At 70.7% G+C, this 16762-nt stretch carries 14 protein-coding genes; 5 read left to right on the plus strand and 9 right to left on the minus strand.

Annotation, left to right across the window (positions count from 1 at the left end; translation table 11 throughout):
- The 4 genes from ROTAS13_RS07835 to ROTAS13_RS07850 all read right to left on the minus strand — a co-directional run.
- On the minus strand, positions 1-343 hold a 343-nt coding region (locus ROTAS13_RS07835; protein ID WP_075822006.1), incomplete at its 3' end, for a DUF3325 domain-containing protein.
- Positions 340-1920, minus strand: a complete 1581-nt coding sequence (locus ROTAS13_RS07840; protein WP_075822007.1) for a PepSY domain-containing protein — start codon at positions 1918-1920, stop codon at positions 340-342. The genes ROTAS13_RS07840 and ROTAS13_RS07835, both read right to left, overlap by 4 nt.
- A complete protein-coding gene (locus tag ROTAS13_RS07845) occupies positions 1917-2318 on the minus strand; it encodes a DUF3649 domain-containing protein (RefSeq protein WP_244311031.1) in 402 nt (133 codons plus the stop codon). The genes ROTAS13_RS07840 and ROTAS13_RS07845 overlap by 4 nt, the downstream gene beginning before the upstream one ends.
- Positions 2264-4540 carry a TonB-dependent siderophore receptor gene (locus ROTAS13_RS07850; RefSeq protein ID WP_226945960.1) on the minus strand — a complete coding sequence of 759 codons (2277 nt, stop codon included), beginning with the start codon at positions 4538-4540 and terminating at the stop codon, positions 2264-2266. The genes ROTAS13_RS07845 and ROTAS13_RS07850 overlap by 55 nt, the downstream gene beginning before the upstream one ends.
- 231 nt (positions 4541-4771) lie before the next feature.
- Here ROTAS13_RS07850 and ROTAS13_RS07855 point away from each other — a divergent pair, with 231 nt between their 5' ends.
- Entirely contained in the window at positions 4772-5221 is a 450-nt protein-coding gene (locus ROTAS13_RS07855; protein WP_019462194.1) for a DUF805 domain-containing protein, read from the plus strand.
- Between the two features lie 253 nt (positions 5222-5474).
- A complete protein-coding gene (locus ROTAS13_RS07860; protein WP_026033394.1) occupies positions 5475-6773 on the plus strand; it encodes an MFS transporter in 1299 nt (432 codons plus the stop codon).
- A 118-nt stretch (positions 6774-6891) separates the two neighbouring features.
- On the opposite strand, the gene ROTAS13_RS07865 is transcribed toward ROTAS13_RS07860, so the two are convergent.
- Positions 6892-7239, minus strand: coding sequence for a hypothetical protein (locus ROTAS13_RS07865; protein WP_075822008.1), 348 nt, complete (start codon positions 7237-7239; stop codon positions 6892-6894).
- Between the two features lie 272 nt (positions 7240-7511).
- Between ROTAS13_RS07865 and ROTAS13_RS07870 the strand changes: the two genes are divergently transcribed.
- Entirely contained in the window at positions 7512-8189 is a 678-nt protein-coding gene (locus tag ROTAS13_RS07870; RefSeq protein WP_019462197.1) for a Crp/Fnr family transcriptional regulator, read from the plus strand.
- A 43-nt stretch (positions 8190-8232) separates the two neighbouring features.
- Here ROTAS13_RS07870 and ROTAS13_RS07875 read toward each other — a convergent pair whose 3' ends face one another.
- From ROTAS13_RS07875 to ROTAS13_RS07885, 3 genes are all read right to left on the minus strand, one after another.
- Complete coding sequence (locus ROTAS13_RS07875) at positions 8233-9801, minus strand: GMC family oxidoreductase (RefSeq protein WP_075822009.1); 1569 nt, start codon at positions 9799-9801, stop codon at positions 8233-8235.
- Between the two features lies 1 nt (position 9802).
- On the minus strand, positions 9803-11377 hold the full coding sequence (locus ROTAS13_RS07880) for an ABC transporter substrate-binding protein (RefSeq protein ID WP_075822010.1): 1575 nt from the start codon (positions 11375-11377) through the stop codon (positions 9803-9805).
- 114 nt (positions 11378-11491) lie between these two features.
- Complete coding sequence (locus tag ROTAS13_RS07885) at positions 11492-13336, minus strand: S9 family peptidase (RefSeq protein ID WP_226945958.1); 1845 nt, start codon at positions 13334-13336, stop codon at positions 11492-11494.
- A gap of 108 nt (positions 13337-13444) precedes the next feature.
- Between ROTAS13_RS07885 and ROTAS13_RS07890 the strand changes: the two genes are divergently transcribed.
- Together ROTAS13_RS07890 and ROTAS13_RS07895 are read left to right on the plus strand one after the other, a co-directional pair.
- Positions 13445-13867: a CopG family transcriptional regulator gene (locus tag ROTAS13_RS07890; RefSeq protein ID WP_075822011.1), complete on the plus strand. Its 423-nt coding sequence runs from the start codon at positions 13445-13447 to the stop codon at positions 13865-13867.
- A gap of 93 nt (positions 13868-13960) precedes the next feature.
- The gene (locus tag ROTAS13_RS07895) at positions 13961-15217 is read left to right on the plus strand and encodes a PHB depolymerase family esterase (protein WP_026033395.1); all 1257 of its coding nucleotides are present in this window, start codon (positions 13961-13963) and stop codon (positions 15215-15217) included.
- Positions 15218-15489: 272 nt separating this feature from the next.
- Here ROTAS13_RS07895 and fbaA read toward each other — a convergent pair whose 3' ends face one another.
- Entirely contained in the window at positions 15490-16587 is a 1098-nt protein-coding gene (fbaA, locus tag ROTAS13_RS07900; protein WP_075822012.1) for a class II fructose-bisphosphate aldolase, read from the minus strand.
- Positions 16588-16762 lie beyond the last annotated feature (175 nt).

Genomic DNA, 16762 nt, shown 5'->3' on the forward strand with positions numbered 1-16762 from the left:
GCAGGGCCGAGCCGGCCAGGGCGGCAACGGCCGGGGCGATCACCAGGCGCGGGGCGTAGGACAGCAGCAAGGCCAGCATCAGCGTTGCCGCGGTCAGCAGGCCGAGCCAGAGCGTGATGCCGGGCCCGGCCCCATGGGCGGGCAGCAGCGGCAGGAGCGATCCCGCCAGTAGCAGCCATCCCCCGGCGGCAAGGCCGAGGCGCCGCCGCCGGGGGATACGCCGTACCCCGAAGACCTGCTCGTGGTGGCGCTCCATCGCCAGGCAGAGCCCGGTGAAGCCGGCATAGGCCAGGGTGAAGCTCAGGGGAGCCAAGCTCAGCGGGGCCAAGCTCAGGCCGGTCATGATCCGGCCTTCGCGGGGAGGGTTGCCGCCGGGGTGCCTTGGGCGGTCCGCGGCCTTGGCGGCGCGGCGCGGTGCCGAGCCACCTTCCAGGCGATGGCGCCCAGGCCCAGGCCGAAGGCCAGCAGGCCGAGATCGAACCAGGCGCGCACCCAGTCCCCCTGGGCCAGGGTCTCCGGCAGGGGGCGTTGCCCCAGCAGCAGGTTCCCGGCCGGCAGGGCCGCGAAGAGCAGGGCTGCCAGGGTGAACTGGTCCACCCAGCCCCGCCGTCCGCGCCGCAGCAGCGGGTGCAGGAGGCAGGCGCCCCAGGCGATGAAGAAGACATGGATCTCCCACCCGGCGCGCCCGTCCATTCCGGCCGGCAGCAGCCGGTTGGCCCAGAGGAAGGCCCCCATGGCCACGGGCAGGCCGCCGATGGCCGCGAGGTTCAGGTGCTCGACCAGCCGCGTGCCCAGGCCCGGCCCGCCCGTCTTCGCAGCCTGCTGCCGCTGCTTGACGGCCCAAAGCAGGCAGCCCGTGGCCACCATCGCCGTGCCGGCGAGGCCGGACAGGATGAACAGGCCGCGAAGCAGGGGGCCGGCGAAACGGCCGAGATGCAGGCCATACATCACGCCCCGCGTTTCCATCACGGCGCTCGCCTGGTCCTGGGCGGAGATCAGCCTGCCGGTCGCGCCCTCGAAGAGCAGGCTCTGCATGGCGGTGGAGATGCGGTCGGCATCGCGCCGGACCAGCTGGACCGTGGCGCTGGCGTCGCCGGCATTGGTCACCGTGATGCGCCCCACCTGCCCGCCCTGCCAGCGCTGCGTGGCCTGTTCCAGCAGCGGCGCCAGCGGAACCGGTGGCGCCGCCTGCCCGGACGGGCGGGCGGCGGGCGGGCTGCCGAAGAGGTCGGCGCCGAAGGCGTTGCGCCCCCCGGGATAGGAGCGGTCGATGCCCCAGGGCATGAGCATCAGCATGAAGATGACCAGCCCCGTATAGGTGATCATCAGGTGGTAGGGCAGCGCGAGCACGGCGCCGAGATTGTGCGCGTCCAGCCAGGAACGCTGGCCCTTGCCGGGGCGGAAGGTGAAGAAGTCGGCGAAGATGCGGCGGTGGGTGATGACGCCGCTGACGATGGCCACCAGCATGAACAGCGTGCAGACGCAGATGATCCAGCGCCCCCACAGCACGCTCATGTAGTGCAGCTCGAAATGGAAGCGGTAGAAGAAGTCGCCGCCCATGGTGTCCCGCACCTCGGCCGGCCGGCCGGTGGCGGGATCGAGCAGCGCGCTCCGGAAGCCACGCCCGGAGGCCGCCGGCGCCCTCCAGGCGACGCGGGTCACGCCTTCCCGCTCGTCGGGCAGGGTGATGAACCAGGCGGGCGAGCGCGGGGCCTCGGCCTGCAGATAGGCCATGGCCGCGACGGCCGCGTCCTGGGTGCCGGTGGTGGAGCGCACGATTTCCGGCCGCATCCAGTAGGAGATCTCGGGCCGCAGATAGGCGGCCGTGCCGGTCAGGAAGACGGCGAAGAGGACCCAGCCGACCAGCAGGCCAGACCAGGTGTGCAGCCAGGCCATGCACTGGCGGAACCCGTCCTTCACGATGCACCCCCCTGAAGCAGGAGCAGGCCGAGAAGCGGCGCCGCCGCGAGGGCGAGGCCGATCCAGGCGCGCAGGGCCGAGCCCGCGGCGAAGACCCAGACGATCGCGCCGGCATGGACCGCGAAGCTCCCCATCATCCCCGCCAGCACCGCGTCCATGCGCGCCATGGGCAGCGTGGCGACGGCGGTGGCGAAGAGGGCGGACAGGGCATAGCCGCCGGGCAGGGCCGCCAGGACGCGCAGGAGGATATCCAGCCTGCGGCGTCCCTCCGGCCCCATCTCCCTGACGGGCCGCAGCCAGGGGACGGAGGGAAGGGTGCCGCCCCGCCGCATCGCCGCCACGGTCAGAAGCGATACCGGACGGAGCCGGTGACCGTGCGGCCATAGCCGTACCAGCACCAGGCATAGCCGTAGCAGCTCGAGACATAGCGCGTGTCGGCGAGGTTATCGATGTTCACCGCCGCCTGCATGCCCTTCAGCTCCTGCATCGCCTGGCCGAGGTCGTAGCGCAGGGCCGCGTCGAACAGCGTCACGCCCTTCACCTTGAAGGTGTTGGCGTCGTCGCCCCAGCTCGGGCCGAGATAGCGCATGCCGCCGCCCAGGCCGAGCCCGGACAGGAAGCCGCTTTCCGCCGGCACGGTGTAGTCGAGCCAGGCCGAGGCGGTGTGCTTCGGCTGCGCATACGGCACCTTCCCCTCCAGGCTCACCGTGGGGCCGGTCGAGCCCGCCACCGCCGGATAGATCCCGTAGTCCCGCCGCGTCGTGGTGTTGCTCTTGGTGTATTCCATGTCGAGATAGGCATAGGCGGCGGTGAAGCTCAGCCCGTTCCCCAGCTCGCCCTTGGCCTCCAGCTCGACGCCGCGTGAGCGTGTCTCGCCCGCCTGCACGCTGTAGTTCGGGTTGACCGGGTCCGTGGTCAGCACGTTCTGCCGCACCAGGTCATAGACCGCGGCGCTGAACAGCAGCCCGCTGCCGGGCGGTGCGTAGCGCAGCCCGGCCTCGTACTGGCGCGACGTGATGGGCTCGAAGGGCTTCAGGAAACGGTCCGTGCCGCTCGATGGCTCGAAGCCTTCCGTGTAGCTGACATAGGGCGCGAGGCCGTTGTCGAAGAGGTACACGGCCCCGGCGCGGCCGGTATAGGCGTCGTTCGTCTGGCGCGGGTTGCTGGTCAGCCGGTCCGTCGCCACCGACCGGTTCTCGGTGGTGGCATCGTACCAGTCGCGCCGACCGCCGAGCAGGACGACCAGCTTGCCCAGCTTCAACTGGTCCTGGAGATAGACGCCGCTCTGGTTGGTGCGCTGGCTGGAATAGGTGCTGAAGCCCGGCCAGACGGTGTTCTGTCCGCGGTAGATCGGGTCGAACAGGCTCTGCCGCCGGATCCGGGCCCCTGCCGCCGTGTTGTAGGCGGTGGAGCCGGTATAGGTGTCCTGCAGGATGCGCGTGTAGTCGTAGCCGCCGAGGACCGTGTGCTGCACCGGCCCGGTGTCGAAATTCGCCTGGACCTGGTTGTCGATGTTGAAGACGTCGAAATCCGCGTCCGTGCCGTAGACCGAGCGGACCGTCTGCAGCATGTCCGGTGTCACCGCCGAGCCGTAGAGGCTGCGGTACGTCCCCTTCGTGTGCATGTAGCGGAAGTTCTGCCGCACGGTGAAGACGTCGTTGATCCGACGCTCCGCCAGATAGCCGATCTGGTAGTGCTCGCGGTTCAGGCGCTCGAAATCCGGGTCGCCGTCGTAGTAGCGCATGCGGATCCGCCCGTTCGGATTCGGCAGCGCCGAGCCCCAGGCCGGCACGCCGCCATAGGAGCCGGCCTCCGGGTCGCGCTGGTAGTGTCCGAGCAGCGTGATGCGCGTATCGGCATCCGGGCGCCAGGTCAGCGAGGGAGTGAAGAAGTACCGCCGCACCCGTGTCTCGTCGAGCTCGCCATCGCCCTCGGCATAGGAGCCGATGAAGCGCCCGAGCCACTCTCCCCGCTCGTCCAGCTTGCCGCTGACATCGCCCGCGAAGCGGACATAGTCGCGCGTGCCGGCCTGCAGCAGCACCTCCCTGATCCGCTCCTCGGTGGGCCGCTTGCTGACGGCGTTGATCAGCCCGCCGGGCGGCGTGGTGCCGAACAGGACCGAGGCCGGGCCGCGCAGGACGTCGATCCGCTCCAGCCGGTAGGTGTCGAGGCTGGGATTGGCGTCACGCCCGCCGGCGAGCCGCATGCCGTCCAGGAACTGCGCTGGGGAGTAGCCGCGGATCGTCATCTGGTCGAGCCGCACGGCCGCCGAGCCGCGCGTCTCCGGCACCACCCCCGTCGTGTAGCGCAGCGCCTGGTTCAGGTTCAGCGCATCGCGCGCCCGGATCTCGTCGGCGGTGATCACGGAGATCGACTGCGGCGTCTCGATGATCGGCGTGTCGGTCTTGGTGCCGGAGGCGCTGACCCCGGCCACGAATCCGCGCACCGGGCTGGAGCCGGTCTCCGTCCGGCCCTGCACACTGACTTCCGGCAGCGTGACGGTGGAGCTTCCGGCGTCTTGTGCCCTGGCAAGGTTCGTGGGGATGGCGACGGCGGCGAGCAGGACGAGCGGAGAGACGCTGCTGCGTCGGCAGCAGGGCGTGACGAGGCGGCGCGGCACTGAAACTTCCCTCAGAGTGTATGATACTAATAATCAGTATCACATAACAGGCTTGTCATTTAAGTCCACTGCCGGATGCGAATTGGTTTGCCGTGCAAGGAAGGGGGGCCATCCCGGGCTGTCCGGCCGGATTGCCGGGACGAGGCGGGACGCTCAGGAGCACGCCGCCGGGCAACTGGAGGTTGACCCTGCCCAGAAGTTGGTGGACGAGGCATCCGATCGGAGAGAATCGTGCTGCTGCTGCGCTGGGTCAGCTTCCGGGGGCGGGTATCGCTCGGTCGCTACTGGATGGCCTATATCCTGCCGCTCTTCGTCCTGTACTGGCTCTTCGTCGGGCTGGACGCGGCGATCTTCGGCGCGCCAACCTGGCAGCCGGTGCCCTCGCCCATCCCCGCGGTGCAGGCCGCGGAGGCCTGGCGCTTCGAGCAGAGCTACGTCTTCTACCCCGGTGGGCCGATCACCGGCGTGTGGCTATGGCTCTCCTGGCTGCCCGGCCTCGCGGGCATGACGAAGAGGTGGCACGACCGGGGGCGCAGCGGCTGGTGGAACCTCCTGCTGCTGTTGCCCCTCATCGGCTGGCTGTGGCTGTTCATCAGCCTGTGCTGCCGCGACGGCATCCGGGGCCCGAACCGCTATGGCCCCGACCCCTTGGAGGTTCCTGCCCGGGCGGTGCGCGGATAGGGCGTCTTCGGCGCGCCGCCAATCCTGCTTTCCGTGGCGGTGCCCGGCCGGGCGGCGTTGATGGAATGGAGGCCGGTGTTCCGCCTGCCGCCCTGGTGGAGTGGCCGTTCCGGGATGAGGCTATCCCGCCCGCCGCTTGCCGCTTTCCGTCCCCCGCGACGGCTGATAGCGTCCTTTTCAAGCGTCTCCCCGAGAGCGCCTTTCCCGCATCGCCGGGAGAGCATCGCAGAACGGGGGGCATTGGAGGAAACACATGGCATCCGTCGAGCAACGGACGATGCGGAAGGTGGCCTGGCGGCTGATCCCCTTCCTGATCGTCTGCTACTTCATCTCCTATCTGGACCGCGTGAACGTCGGCTTCGCCGGCCCCGCGATGCGGGCCGAACTGGGCCTCTCCGCCACCGCCTTCGGCACGGCGGCGGGCATCTTCTTCCTGGCCTATTTCGTCTTCGAGGTGCCGAGCAACCTCGCGCTCAACCGCTTCGGCGCGCGGCTCTGGATCGCCCGCATCATGTTCACCTGGGGCCTGCTTTCCGGCGCTCAGGCCTTCGTGACCGGCGAGACCAGCTTCAACATCGTCCGCGTCCTGCTCGGCGCCGCCGAGGCCGGCTTCTTCCCCGGCGTGATCTTCTACCTGACGCTCTGGTTCCCCTCCGCCTATCGCGGGCGGATCATCGGCTGGTTCATGTTCGCCATTCCCTTCTCCTCGGCCATCGGCTCGCCCATCTCGGGCTACCTGCTGAACATGGACGGGATCTGGGGGCTGCATGGCTGGCAGTGGATGTTCATCATCGAGGCCATCCCCGCCCTGCTGCTGACCGGCGGCGTGCTCTGGTACCTGACCGACCGTCCCGCCGAGGCGAAGTGGCTGGAGCCGGACGAGAAGGAATGGCTGGACCGCCAGCTCCGCGCCGAGCAGCAGACGCGGGAGGCCGTCCACCGCATGGAATGGTGGCAGACCCTGCTGAACCCGCGCGTGCTGGGCTATGGGCTGATCTATCTCGGCCTGGTCTCGCCGCTCTACGCGCTGGGCTTCTTCCAGCCGCAGATCCTCAAGGCGGTGGGCGAGATCTCCAACGTCCAGCTCGGCTTCCTCAACGCCTTCCCCTATGCGGTGGGCGCCATCAGCATGGTGCTCTGGGGCTATTTCTCCGACCGCACCGGCGACCGGAAGTGGAGCACGATCTTCGCCGCGTTCTGCGTCACCGTGGGCCTCATCCTGGCCGCCAGCACGCCGGACCTGACGCTGAAGATCCTGGCCCTGGCGCTGGCCAGCTTCGGCATCTTCTCCGCCCTGCCGATCTTCTGGACGCTGCCGACCGCCGTGCTCAGCGGCACCGCCGCCGCGGCCGGCATCGCCTGGATCAACTCGGTCGGCAATCTCGGCGGCTATTTCGGCCCCCAGATCTTCGGCATCATCAGGGACCGCACCGGCGCGGACTACTACGGCTTGCTCTTCCTGGCCGCCCTGCCGGTCATGTCGATCGTGCTGATCCTCGTCCTGGGACACAACCGCGCCCTGGAACGCGCCGCCACCGCCCCGGCGGAGTAGCGCCGGAGCCGGCCCGCCCGGCGGCGGCGGAACGGGAGAACCGGGCCGGGGAGTGTTCCCCGGCCCCTCCGGCGCCATGGGGGCGGCCCTCGCGGACCGCCCGGTCCGGCAGCGGCGGCTACCGTTCCGCGAAGTCGCGAAGCGGCGAACGGAACGGGGCTCCGGGGCTCCGTCCGGCACTGGAGCCGGCCTCGCTGAAGTCGGTGGGCGATGCGCCCGGCATGTTCGCCGTCGTGTTCATCTGCTCGGCGACCTCGCCGTACCGTGCATCGACGCTGCTGGACCCCGTATTGCTGAAATCCGTCGGCGAGGAGCCGAGATCGGTGCGCGATGTCCGCTCGTAGCGGGCGGAGCCGAAGGTCCGGCTTGAGGCATCGTTGGAGAAATCCGGGCTCTCGGCCCGTGCGGCCATGGTCCAGAAGGGCAGCGACAGGGCCAGGCCGGCGGCGAAGAGGGTGGTGCGCATGGACGTGGGCTCCCATGAATGTTGTTGCGAGGTCCCCATCCTTGCTCCCCCGCGCCGGCCCCCGCTGTCCCGCAAGGAACAGTGCAAAATCGAAACGTTGAAGCCCGCCTCCCGGCCGCGCTAGCATCCCCGTCCCTGAACTCCCGCGACCGGGACAGGGACGCGCCTTCCCGGTCGCACGGCTTCGCACCGGCCAGCCGTTCCGCCGGGCCCATTCCCGGGCGGGGGCCGATCCGGGGCCTTCTCCAGTCAGAAGCGGGCATGGACGCGTCATGGCATTCCATCCGGATACGCGCCGCCTTCTCGATGGCGTGGCCTTTCTGGCCCTGGTTCCGGCCCCCGCGAAGGAGCGGCTGACCGGGATCGCGCGGCCTGTCCACTATCCGTCCGGCCGGACGCTTTTCCGCCGTGGCGATGCGGGGGAGGGCCTGCTGATCGTGCTGGACGGGCTGGTGCGGGTGCACCTGTCCACCGCCGATGGCCGCGAGCTTTCCCTGGCGCTGGTCGGCCGGGGCGAGCCGATCGGCGAACTGGCCATGGTGGATGGCGGCCCGCGCAGCGCCGATGCGACGACCTTCACGCCGGTCTCGGCGCTGCTGATGCGGCATGACGACGTGGCGCCGCTGATCGCGACGGACGTGGCCTTCGCCGGGGCCCTGCTGCGTACCCTGGCCGCCCGCCTGCGGCATTCGAGCGACCAGGTGGAGGCGATCGGGCTGCATAGCCTGCGTCAGCGGCTGGCCGCGGTCCTCCTGCGCCTCGCCGCCGTGGAGCCCACGGGTCTCGTCAGGCTGCCCCAGGCGCAGATCGCCTCCCTGTCCGCCGCCACCCGGCCGAGGGTGAACCACCTGCTCACCGAGTTCCGCCAGCAGGGGCTGGTCGAGCCCTCGCGGGCCGGGCTGCGCCTGCGCGACCCGGCCCGGCTGCGCGGGATCGCCGAGGGGGCCTGACGCGGATCGCGCAGAAGGGCCGCAGCACCGAACACCGCCCGGATCAGCCCTCCGCCCGCATGCGCCGGGCGAGGTTCTCGCCGATCATGACGCAGGTGAAGTGCAGGTTGGCGCGGCAGTCGGTCGGCATGATCGAGGCATCGGCGACGCGCAGCCCGCCCACTCCCTTCACGGTCAGGTCCGGGTTCACCACGCCGCGCGGGTCTTCATAGGCCACCATCCTGCAGGTGCCGGCGGCGTGCTGGATGTCGCCCGCCTCCCGCAGCATCAGCGCGTCCAGCTCGCCATCGGGCAGGGCGGCGGCCTGTTCCATCGTCAACGGGCTCTCGCCGAAGGTGATGCCGTCGCAGAGATCCGCCACGGCGGGCTGCCGGGTGATGCGCGCCAGGCGCCGCACCGCGTCGCGCAGGCGCAGCCGGTCGTCCGGGTGGTCCAGCATGTTCTCCTCCACCAACGGATTGGCTTCCGGATCGGCCGAGACCAGTTCCAGCGAGCCGCGCGAATAGGCGTCGTAGAGGGCCGCGCCGATGGCGCCTTCCGGCCCCGGCTCCGGCGTGATCGCGCCACGGTGGTTGTAGGCGATCATGATCATGTCGCGCTCGCCGCCGCCGCCCAGGTTGCTGCTGTAGGTCAGGCAGCAGTTCGTGTGGCGCGCATCCAGGCCGGTGGCGCGGTGCTCCGGCTTCAGCTTCAGCGTGGCGCGCAGGATCGGGTGGTCCATCAGGTTCTGCCCGGTGGCCGGCTGGTCGAACAGCACGGGGATGCCCAGCGCCCGCAGCCTCGCCGCCGGCCCGATGCCGGAGCGCATCAGGATGGCGGGGCTGTGGATCGCGCCGGCGCAGAGCACGATCTCCTTTGCCCGGATCTCCTCCCAGGCCCCGCCGCCGAAGCGCACCCGCACGCCCACGGCGCGGCTTCCCTCGAAGAGCACCTTGTCCACCAGGGCCTCGCCGCGGATCTCCAGGTTCGCCCGCCCGCGCGCCGGCTCCAGATAGCCGTCATTGGTGGTGACGCGCCGGCCATCGCGGCTGTTGATCGGGTTGCAGGAGATGCCCTCGCCCGTCGGCGCGTTCAGGTCGGCCTTCCAGGGATAGCCCTCGGCCAGCCCGGCGTCGCGCAGCGCCAGGTCCACCACGCCCCATTGGTCGAAGGGCGCGCGATAGACCGGCAGCGGCCCGCCGCGCCGCACACCCGGCGTCGTGCCGGTGTCGGCATCGTCCTCGATCCGGTCGAAGAGCGGCAGCACGTCCTCCGCCGCCCAGCCCTCGCAGCCCGCCTCGGCCCAGCCGTCGAAGGCCTGCGGCACACCGCGGATGGCGATCTGCGCATTCACCGTGGAGGAGCCGCCGAGCGCCTTGCCGCGCCAGTAGAACCTGGGTTCCTGCGCCCTGGTGCGGCGGGTCATCAGCCCCGGCCACTGCCACTTCGCCTGATAGGCGGGGTCGTGCATGAAGGGGATGATGTTGGCGCTGCGCAGCTCGTGCGGCGCTTCGGCGGAGCGCCAGTCGCGCCCCGCCTCCAGCAGCAGCACCTTGCGGTGCGAATCCTCGGACAGCCGGGCGGCCACCGGGGCACCGGCCGAGCCGGCGCCCACCACGATCACGTCGTACATGTCAGTTCTTCCCGATGTTCCAGAAGAGCGGGATGGCGGAGGGGATCACGCCGCTCAGATTGGCACGATAGGCCGCCGGCTGCGCGAACTGCCCGAAGGGGATGCCGAGCCCCTGCTCGTAGACGATGGTCTGGATCTTCCCCGCCACCTCGCGCTGCGCCTCGCGCGTCGGCGCGCGGGCGAACTCGTCGAAGAGCGGCACCAGACGCTGGTCGCACATGAAGCCCGCCGTGGCGGAATCCGTGCAGTTGAAGTTGATCACCGAATTGGTCAGCGGCGAGGACAGGTCGAGCCCCAGAGCATGCACGCCATAGACGCTCCAGCCCGTGCGCTGCGTGCGGCGGGCCAGCAGCGTCGCCCAGTCCGTCATCTGCGCGTCCACCTTGAACCCAGCCCGCGCCAGCCGGTCGGCCAGGATCTGCGAGGCCACGCGCGGCGCCTCCAGGTCGCTGGCGATCATCACCACGACCGGCGTGCCGTCGTACTTCGTTTCCTTCAGCGCGCGGGCGGCGGCCTCGATCGACGGGTCCTGCAGCAGCGCCGTGCCGGCATGCGTCTCGTTGGTCGAGCCGCAGATGAAGAAGGCGTCGCAGCTCTGGCCGTAGCGGCTGTCGAGGCCCAGCCCCGCGATCACCTCCTTCTGGTCCACCAGCCGCAGCAGCACGCGGCGGATCGCCGGGTCGTCGAAGGGCCTGGCGGCGGTGTTGATGCGGTAGTGCCCGGTGAACATGTGCGGCCCGCTGAAGTCCAGCACCTTGAGCTGCCGGTCCTTCTCCATCACCGGCAGCAGGTCGAAGGGCGCGTACTGCATGTAGTCGATCTCGCCCTGCTGCAACGCCGCTGCCGCCGTGGCGCCATCCGGCACCACGCGGATGTCCAGCGCATCGACCTTCACCACATGCCCGCCGGCCAGGAAGTCCGCCGGCTCGGGACGCGGGATGTAGTCCGGATTCTTCCGCAGCAGCATCCGGTCGCCCGGCCGGTGGTCCGCCTTGCTGTAGACGAAGGGGCCGGAGCCCACGATCTCCGTCACCTGCGTGCTGCCCGGCGTGTTCGCCGCGATGCGGGCCGGCATGATGAAGGGCGTCGGGCTCGATGTCGTGCCCAGCGTGTCGAGCACGAGGCCGTAGGGCTCCTTCAGCACCAGCCGGAAGCTCTTCGCGCCCGTCGCCTCCAGCGAGGCCGCCACCTTCAGCAGCCGCCCGCCCAGCGCGCTGCGCGTGCCCCAGCGCTTCAGCGAGGCGACCACGTCCTCGCCCGTGACCGGCGCGCCGTCATGGAACCTCAGCCCGTCGCGCAGCGTGAAGTCCCAGGTCAGCCTGTTGTCGGAGATGGTCCAGGACTGCACCATCTGCGGCTGGATGTTGCCCTTGCCGTCCGGCGCGAAGAGCGTGTCGAACACCATGTAGCCGAAGGTGCGCGTGATGTAGGCACCGATGAAATGCGGATCGAGCGTGACGATCTCCGCCTCCAGCACGGCGTTGATCGTCTTCGCCCGCACCGGCCCCGCGGGCACCGCCAGGGCCGAGACGAGAACCGCCGCCGCCGCCAGAAGGCTTCTTCGCCACCAACTCATCGCTCTACTCTCCCTTCGGACCCGTCCGAACGGGGCAGGCTGCCAGCAAGCGCGATGCCAGGGTAGGGCGAGGCCGGAGGAAAGGGCGCGCCTTTCCTCCGGAAACCGTGCCGCTCAGGCCCGCAGATGCTCGCGCAGGAAGTGCGCCACGGCGCCATAGATCCGCCGCTTGTTGTCGCGCTTGAGGAAGCCGTGGCCTTCGTCGGGGAAGACCACGTATTCCACCGGCACGTCCCGTGCCTTCAGCGCCGCCACGATCTGCTCGCTCTCATAGGGCGGCACGCGCGGATCGGTCAGGCCCTGCGCCACCAGCATCGGGCAGGCGATGCGGTCGGCGCGGTGCAGCGGCGAGAGCCGTTCCAGCAGTGCCGCGTCCTTTACCGGGTCGCCGTATTCCGCCGCGCGGTGCCCGACGCGCCAGGGCCCGGTGCGCTCGAAGAAGGTCTTCCAGTTCGCGATGCCGTAATAGTCCACCCCCGCCGCCCAGAGTTCCGGGTATTCCGTCACCGCCGCCAGCACCATCCAGCCGCCGTAGCTCTGGCCCATGATGGCGATGCGCGACCCGTCCAGCCCCGGCTGCCCGCCGATCCAGCCATGCGCCGCCGCCAGGTCGCGCACGCTGTCCAGCCGCAGCTCGCGGTCATCCAGCGCCGCATAGGCGCGGCCATAGCCGGTGCTGCCGCGCACGTTCGGCACCACCACGGCGATGCCGAGCGAGAGCACCGTCTGCAGGTCCGGCCGCCAGTTCGGCCGCGCCTGTCCCTCCGGCCCGCCATGGACCCAGAGCAGCACCGGCCATCCGCCCGCGGGCGGCGTTCCGGCCGGCAGCGCGAGATAGGCCGGCACCTCGCGCCCGTCGAAGGTCGGGAAGGACACCGTCTCCCAGTCCCGCATCCCCTCCGGCGCCGGGCTGGCGGCGAAGATCATCCGCGCCGCGCTGCCACGCTCCGCCAGCCAGATCGTCCCCGGCGCGGTCGGCCGGGCGAGGTCGAAACCCACGGCCCGCCCGTCCTTGCGCCAGCTGATCTTCGTGATCACCCCGCGCGGATGCGCCGGCTCCTCCAGCACGGCCCCGGTGGCAGCATCCACCAGGCGCAGCCGCGACCAGCCGCCCTCGTTCACCACCACTGCCAGGATGGACTGGTCGGGCGAGACCTCCATCGCCTCCAGATCCGCCTCGGGCGCGTACAGGAAGCGCGGTTCCCCGCCCGGCGCCATGAAGGCCGCGCCCAGGAAGTCCCGCTCCCGGTCGGTCACCAGCCAGAAGCCGCTGCCATCCCGCTTCCAGCGCGGGAAGAGATGCCGCCAGTCGCCCTCGTGCGGCGCCAGCGCCTCCACCGCGCCGCCGTCGAGCGGCACGCGCAGCAAACTGTCCTCGAAGGTCCGCGGCGCCACGGCCAGCACCAGCGCCTGCCCGTCCGGCGTCCAGCCGCGCAGCTCGTGCGGCCCCTCGACCTCATGGGCCCGCCACGCCTCGCCACTGGCGAGGTCGATCACCACCGGGTCCGTATGCGCCGGGTCGCGGCTGTTGGCGGTGCAGGCGATCCGTGTCCCATCCGGCGAGAAGGCGCCCCAACCATGGATGGCCCTCGGATTTGCCGTCAGCGCCCGCGCCTCCCCCTCTGGCGGCAGGGCATAGAGCTGCACCCGTTCATCCCCCGCCGTGTCGCGCCCGAAGACCGCGCCCCCATCCGCCGGGCTGCCCGCCACGAAGGCGACCGGATCGCGATGCGCGCTGCGCGGCCGCGCCTCGCCGCCGCCGGCCGGAATCTCCCAGACCTGTGCCGATCCATCGGCGTCGTTGAGGAAGTACAGCCGCCCATCCGCCGCGAAGGACGGGGCGATGGCGGCAGGGGCGGCGAGGAGGCGGTCGATCCGCCGGGTCAGGTCGGTCATGGCCGCCATTTGCAGCACCGGGGCGCCGCCCTGGGAAGCGCCCCCCGGCTGCAACGCCGTCATGCCTCGGCAACCTGATGCCTCCTGCTGCGCTGCAACATCGTGCCCCTTGAAGATCCATGCCGCATCGCCAGATACCATCCCGTCGGATGGTAATAGGATGGTACTTGGATGTCAGCCGAGCTTCACAGCCTGAGGCCGCGTAGCGGTGGCGAGACCGAGAAGATCACGATCAATCTCGGCCCCGTCGATCTTGGCCACATCGACCTGCTGGTCCGGGACGGCTTCTATTCCACCCGGACGGACTTCATCCGCACCGCCATCCGCAACCAGCTGGAGCGCCATGCCGAGGCGACGCGGCAATCGGTGGCGCGGCAGCAATTCGACCTCGGCACGCGCCACCTCGGCCGGGCCGAGCTGGAACGCCTCCGCGACTCGGGGCAGACCCTACGCCTCCACGTCGTCGGACTGGCCAGCATCGCCGCGGATGTGTCCCCGGACCTGGCCCGCGCCACCATCGACTCCGTCACCGTGCTCGGTGCCTTCCAGGCGAGCGCGGCCGTGAAGGCGGCCCTGGCCGACCGGATGGGCTGAACGCCCGCTCCACGAAGCTTTCCCAACCACCCCCTTCCCGGACAGGCGGCGGCCCCGGCCGCGTCCTGCCCTGGCCAGGAGAAGACAGCCGAGATGACCAGCATCCTACCGCGCGAAATTGCCGAGGCCGCGCGCCTCACGCGTGACGGACGGCTCAGCGAGGCGACGGCGCTGCTGCGCCGGCACCTGACGGGCGAGGCAACCCCTGGCCAGCCGGACCCGGGCCAGCCAGGCTCCGGCGGGGCATCCCCCGGACCACGCCCCGGCCCGGCTCCCTCCCGGCCGTCCACCCTTGGGTCATCCTCGGATGGAGCAGCCGGCAAGCCCGGCGGAGCCGCCGGCCTGGCCGAGGCCGGGGCCATGGCGAAGCAGATCCTTTCCGGCCTGCCCGGGGCGCTGCGCGGCCTGACGGAGCTCCCCGGCCGCCTGCCCGGCATGCTCCAGGGCGGCTGGTCCGCCCCCGAGGCCCCGCAGCCCCCGGCCCCGGAGGGCGCGCAGTTCCTCGCCCGCAGCTTCGAGGGCGAGGGTGGTCGCCTCGCCTACCGCCTCTACATCCCCGCCAGGCGTGGCACGGGGCCCATGCCCCTGCTGGTGATGCTGCATGGCTGCACCCAGTCGGCGGAGGACTTCGCCGCCGGCACGCGCATGAACCAGCTCGCCGAGGAGAAGGGCTTCCTGGTCGCCTATCCGGCCCAGTCCGGCAGCGCCAACATGCAGCGCTGCTGGAACTGGTTCCGCCCCGGCGACCAGCAGCGCGACGCCGGCGAACCCGGCCTGATCGCCGGCATGGCGCGCGAGATCCTGCGCGAGGACGGCGCCGACCCGAGCCGCGTCTATGTCGCGGGGCTTTCGGCCGGCGGTGCGGCGGCGGCGATCCTGGCCACCCGCTACCCGGATCTCTTCGCCGCGGCCGGGGTGCATTCCGGCCTGGGCTGCGGTGCCGCGCGCGACCTGCCCTCGGCCCTTTCCGCCATGCGCCAGGGCGCGGCCGGCCTGCCGGCGCCTCCGGCCGGGGCGGGCGCGCGCCTCGTGCCCACCATCGTCTTCCACGCCGATGGCGACAGCACGGTGAACCCGCGCAACGGCGACCAGATCATCGAGCAGCTGCAGCGCAGCCTGCCGGTGGACTGGCGCATGCGGGTGGAGGAAGGCCGGGTGCCCAACGGCCATGCCTGGCGCCGCACGCTCTATGCCGATGGCAGCGGCCGGCACCCGCTGGAGCAATGGCTGGTCCATGGCGGCGGCCATGCCTGGTCCGGCGGCTCGCCCGACGGCTCCTACACCGATCCGAAAGGCCCCGACGCCTCGCGCGAGATGCTGCGCTTCTTTCTGGAGCATCCGAAGGGCTGACACGGGTGGATCGGGGGGCAAGGCTTCGGCTGAGGCAGTGCCTCAGTCCCCCGAGCCCCTCTGCCCGCCAGGACCCTGCGGCTCCTGGACCCGGTTCGCCGGTGCGCGCTGATGCCGGAGCACGCCAGGGCTGCCAGCGCGGAGACGGTGTGTTTCCTGCGCCCGGGGTTGGAAACGGGCCCGGCGCCAAGGCCTGGGCAACCCGTCTGAAACGAGGATGGCGCCGCCCCGGACCGGGACGGCGCCATCCTCACCTTATCGGGGCGGTACGGTCAGCCGGCGATGCTCTTGCCCTTGGAGCCGAGGTCGGCGAAGGCCTCATCCAGACGGGCGACGATGCCGAGCTCGGCTGCGCGCAGCCACTTCCGCGGGTCGTAGAGCTTCTTGTAGGGCTTGCCGGTCTCCGGATCGACCTGGAACTCGAAGGCCTTCGGGTTCGCCTTCACATAGTCGCCCACCGGCTTGGCGAAGGCGAACTGCATGTCCGTGTCGATGTTCATCTTGAACACGCCATAGCTCACCGCCTCGTGGATCTTCTCCTTCTCGGAGCCGGAGCCGCCGTGGAAGACGAGGTTCAGCGGCTTGGCTCCGCCGCCATGCCGCTCGGACACCAGCGCCTGCGAGGACTTCAGGATCTCCGGCCGCAGCTTCACGTTGCCCGGCGCATAGACGCCGTGGACGTTGCCGAAGGAGGCCGCCACGGTGAAGTGGCCGAGCGGGCTCAGCTTCTCATAGGCGTAGAGCACGTCCTCGGGCTGGGTGTAGAGATGCGCGTTGTCGGCGGACTCCTCCAGCTCGTGGCCGATGCCGTCCTCCTCGCCGCCGGTCACGCCCAGCTCGATCTCCAGGCTCATGCCCATCGGCGCCATGCGCTTCAGCACGCGCACGCATTCCTCGACATTCGGCTCCAGCGCCTCTTCCGAGAGGTCGAGCATGTGCGAGGAGAAGAGCGGCTTGCCCGCCTTGGCGAAATGCGCCTCGCTGTGGTCAATCAGCGCATCGACCCAGGGCACCAGCTTGCGGTCGGCATGGTCGGTGTGCAGCACCACGCAGATGCCGTACTGCTCGGCCAGCAGGTGCACGTGCTGCGCGGCGGAAACGGCGCCCAGGACGCGCGCCTTGGCGGCGTCGGGGCAGCCTTCGCCGGCCATGAAGCGGGCGCCGCCATTGGAAAGCTGGATGATGACGTCGGACTTGTTCTTCGCGGCGGCTTCCATCACCGCGTTGATGCTGTCGCTGCCGACCACGTTCACGGCGGGCAGGGCATAGCCGCCGGCCTTGCAGGCCGCGACCAGCGTCGCATAGTCCTTGCCGGAGACGACACCCGGCTTCAGGCGGGTGGCCGGGTTCAGGGTCGCTGCGTCACTCATGGGGTATCCCTTCGGCGGACGGTTCTGCCGGCCAGTGTAGCATGCTGCGCCGCCCAAGCCGACCGGGACCGGGCCAGGAATATCCGCGAAAGCCCTCTCTTGTGGAGAGGTTGAAGGGGCGGAAACGGAAGCGGGCCGTTTCCGCCGGCCGGGAGGGGGCGCCCGGGAGAAGAGC

The organism is Roseomonas sp. TAS13 (assembly GCF_001950415.1).
Lineage (GTDB): Bacteria > Pseudomonadota > Alphaproteobacteria > Acetobacterales > Acetobacteraceae > Roseomonas > Roseomonas mucosa.

Bases quoted from the DNA above. Each gene is read 5' to 3' on its own strand.
- ROTAS13_RS07860 (WP_026033394.1), top strand. From the start codon at position 5,475: ATGGCATCCGTCGAGCAACGGACGATGCGGAAGGTGGCCTGGCGGCTG.
- ROTAS13_RS07865 (WP_075822008.1), bottom strand. From the start codon at position 7,239: ATGCGCACCACCCTCTTCGCCGCCGGCCTGGCCCTGTCGCTGCCCTTC.
- ROTAS13_RS07870 (WP_019462197.1), top strand. From the start codon at position 7,512: ATGGCATTCCATCCGGATACGCGCCGCCTTCTCGATGGCGTGGCCTTT.
- ROTAS13_RS07875 (WP_075822009.1), bottom strand. From the start codon at position 9,801: ATGTACGACGTGATCGTGGTGGGCGCCGGCTCGGCCGGTGCCCCGGTG.
- ROTAS13_RS07880 (WP_075822010.1), bottom strand. From the start codon at position 11,377: ATGAGTTGGTGGCGAAGAAGCCTTCTGGCGGCGGCGGCGGTTCTCGTC.
- ROTAS13_RS07885 (WP_226945958.1), bottom strand. From the start codon at position 13,336: ATGACGGCGTTGCAGCCGGGGGGCGCTTCCCAGGGCGGCGCCCCGGTG.
- ROTAS13_RS07890 (WP_075822011.1), top strand. From the start codon at position 13,445: ATGTCAGCCGAGCTTCACAGCCTGAGGCCGCGTAGCGGTGGCGAGACC.
- ROTAS13_RS07895 (WP_026033395.1), top strand. From the start codon at position 13,961: ATGACCAGCATCCTACCGCGCGAAATTGCCGAGGCCGCGCGCCTCACG.
- fbaA (WP_075822012.1), bottom strand. From the start codon at position 16,587: ATGAGTGACGCAGCGACCCTGAACCCGGCCACCCGCCTGAAGCCGGGT.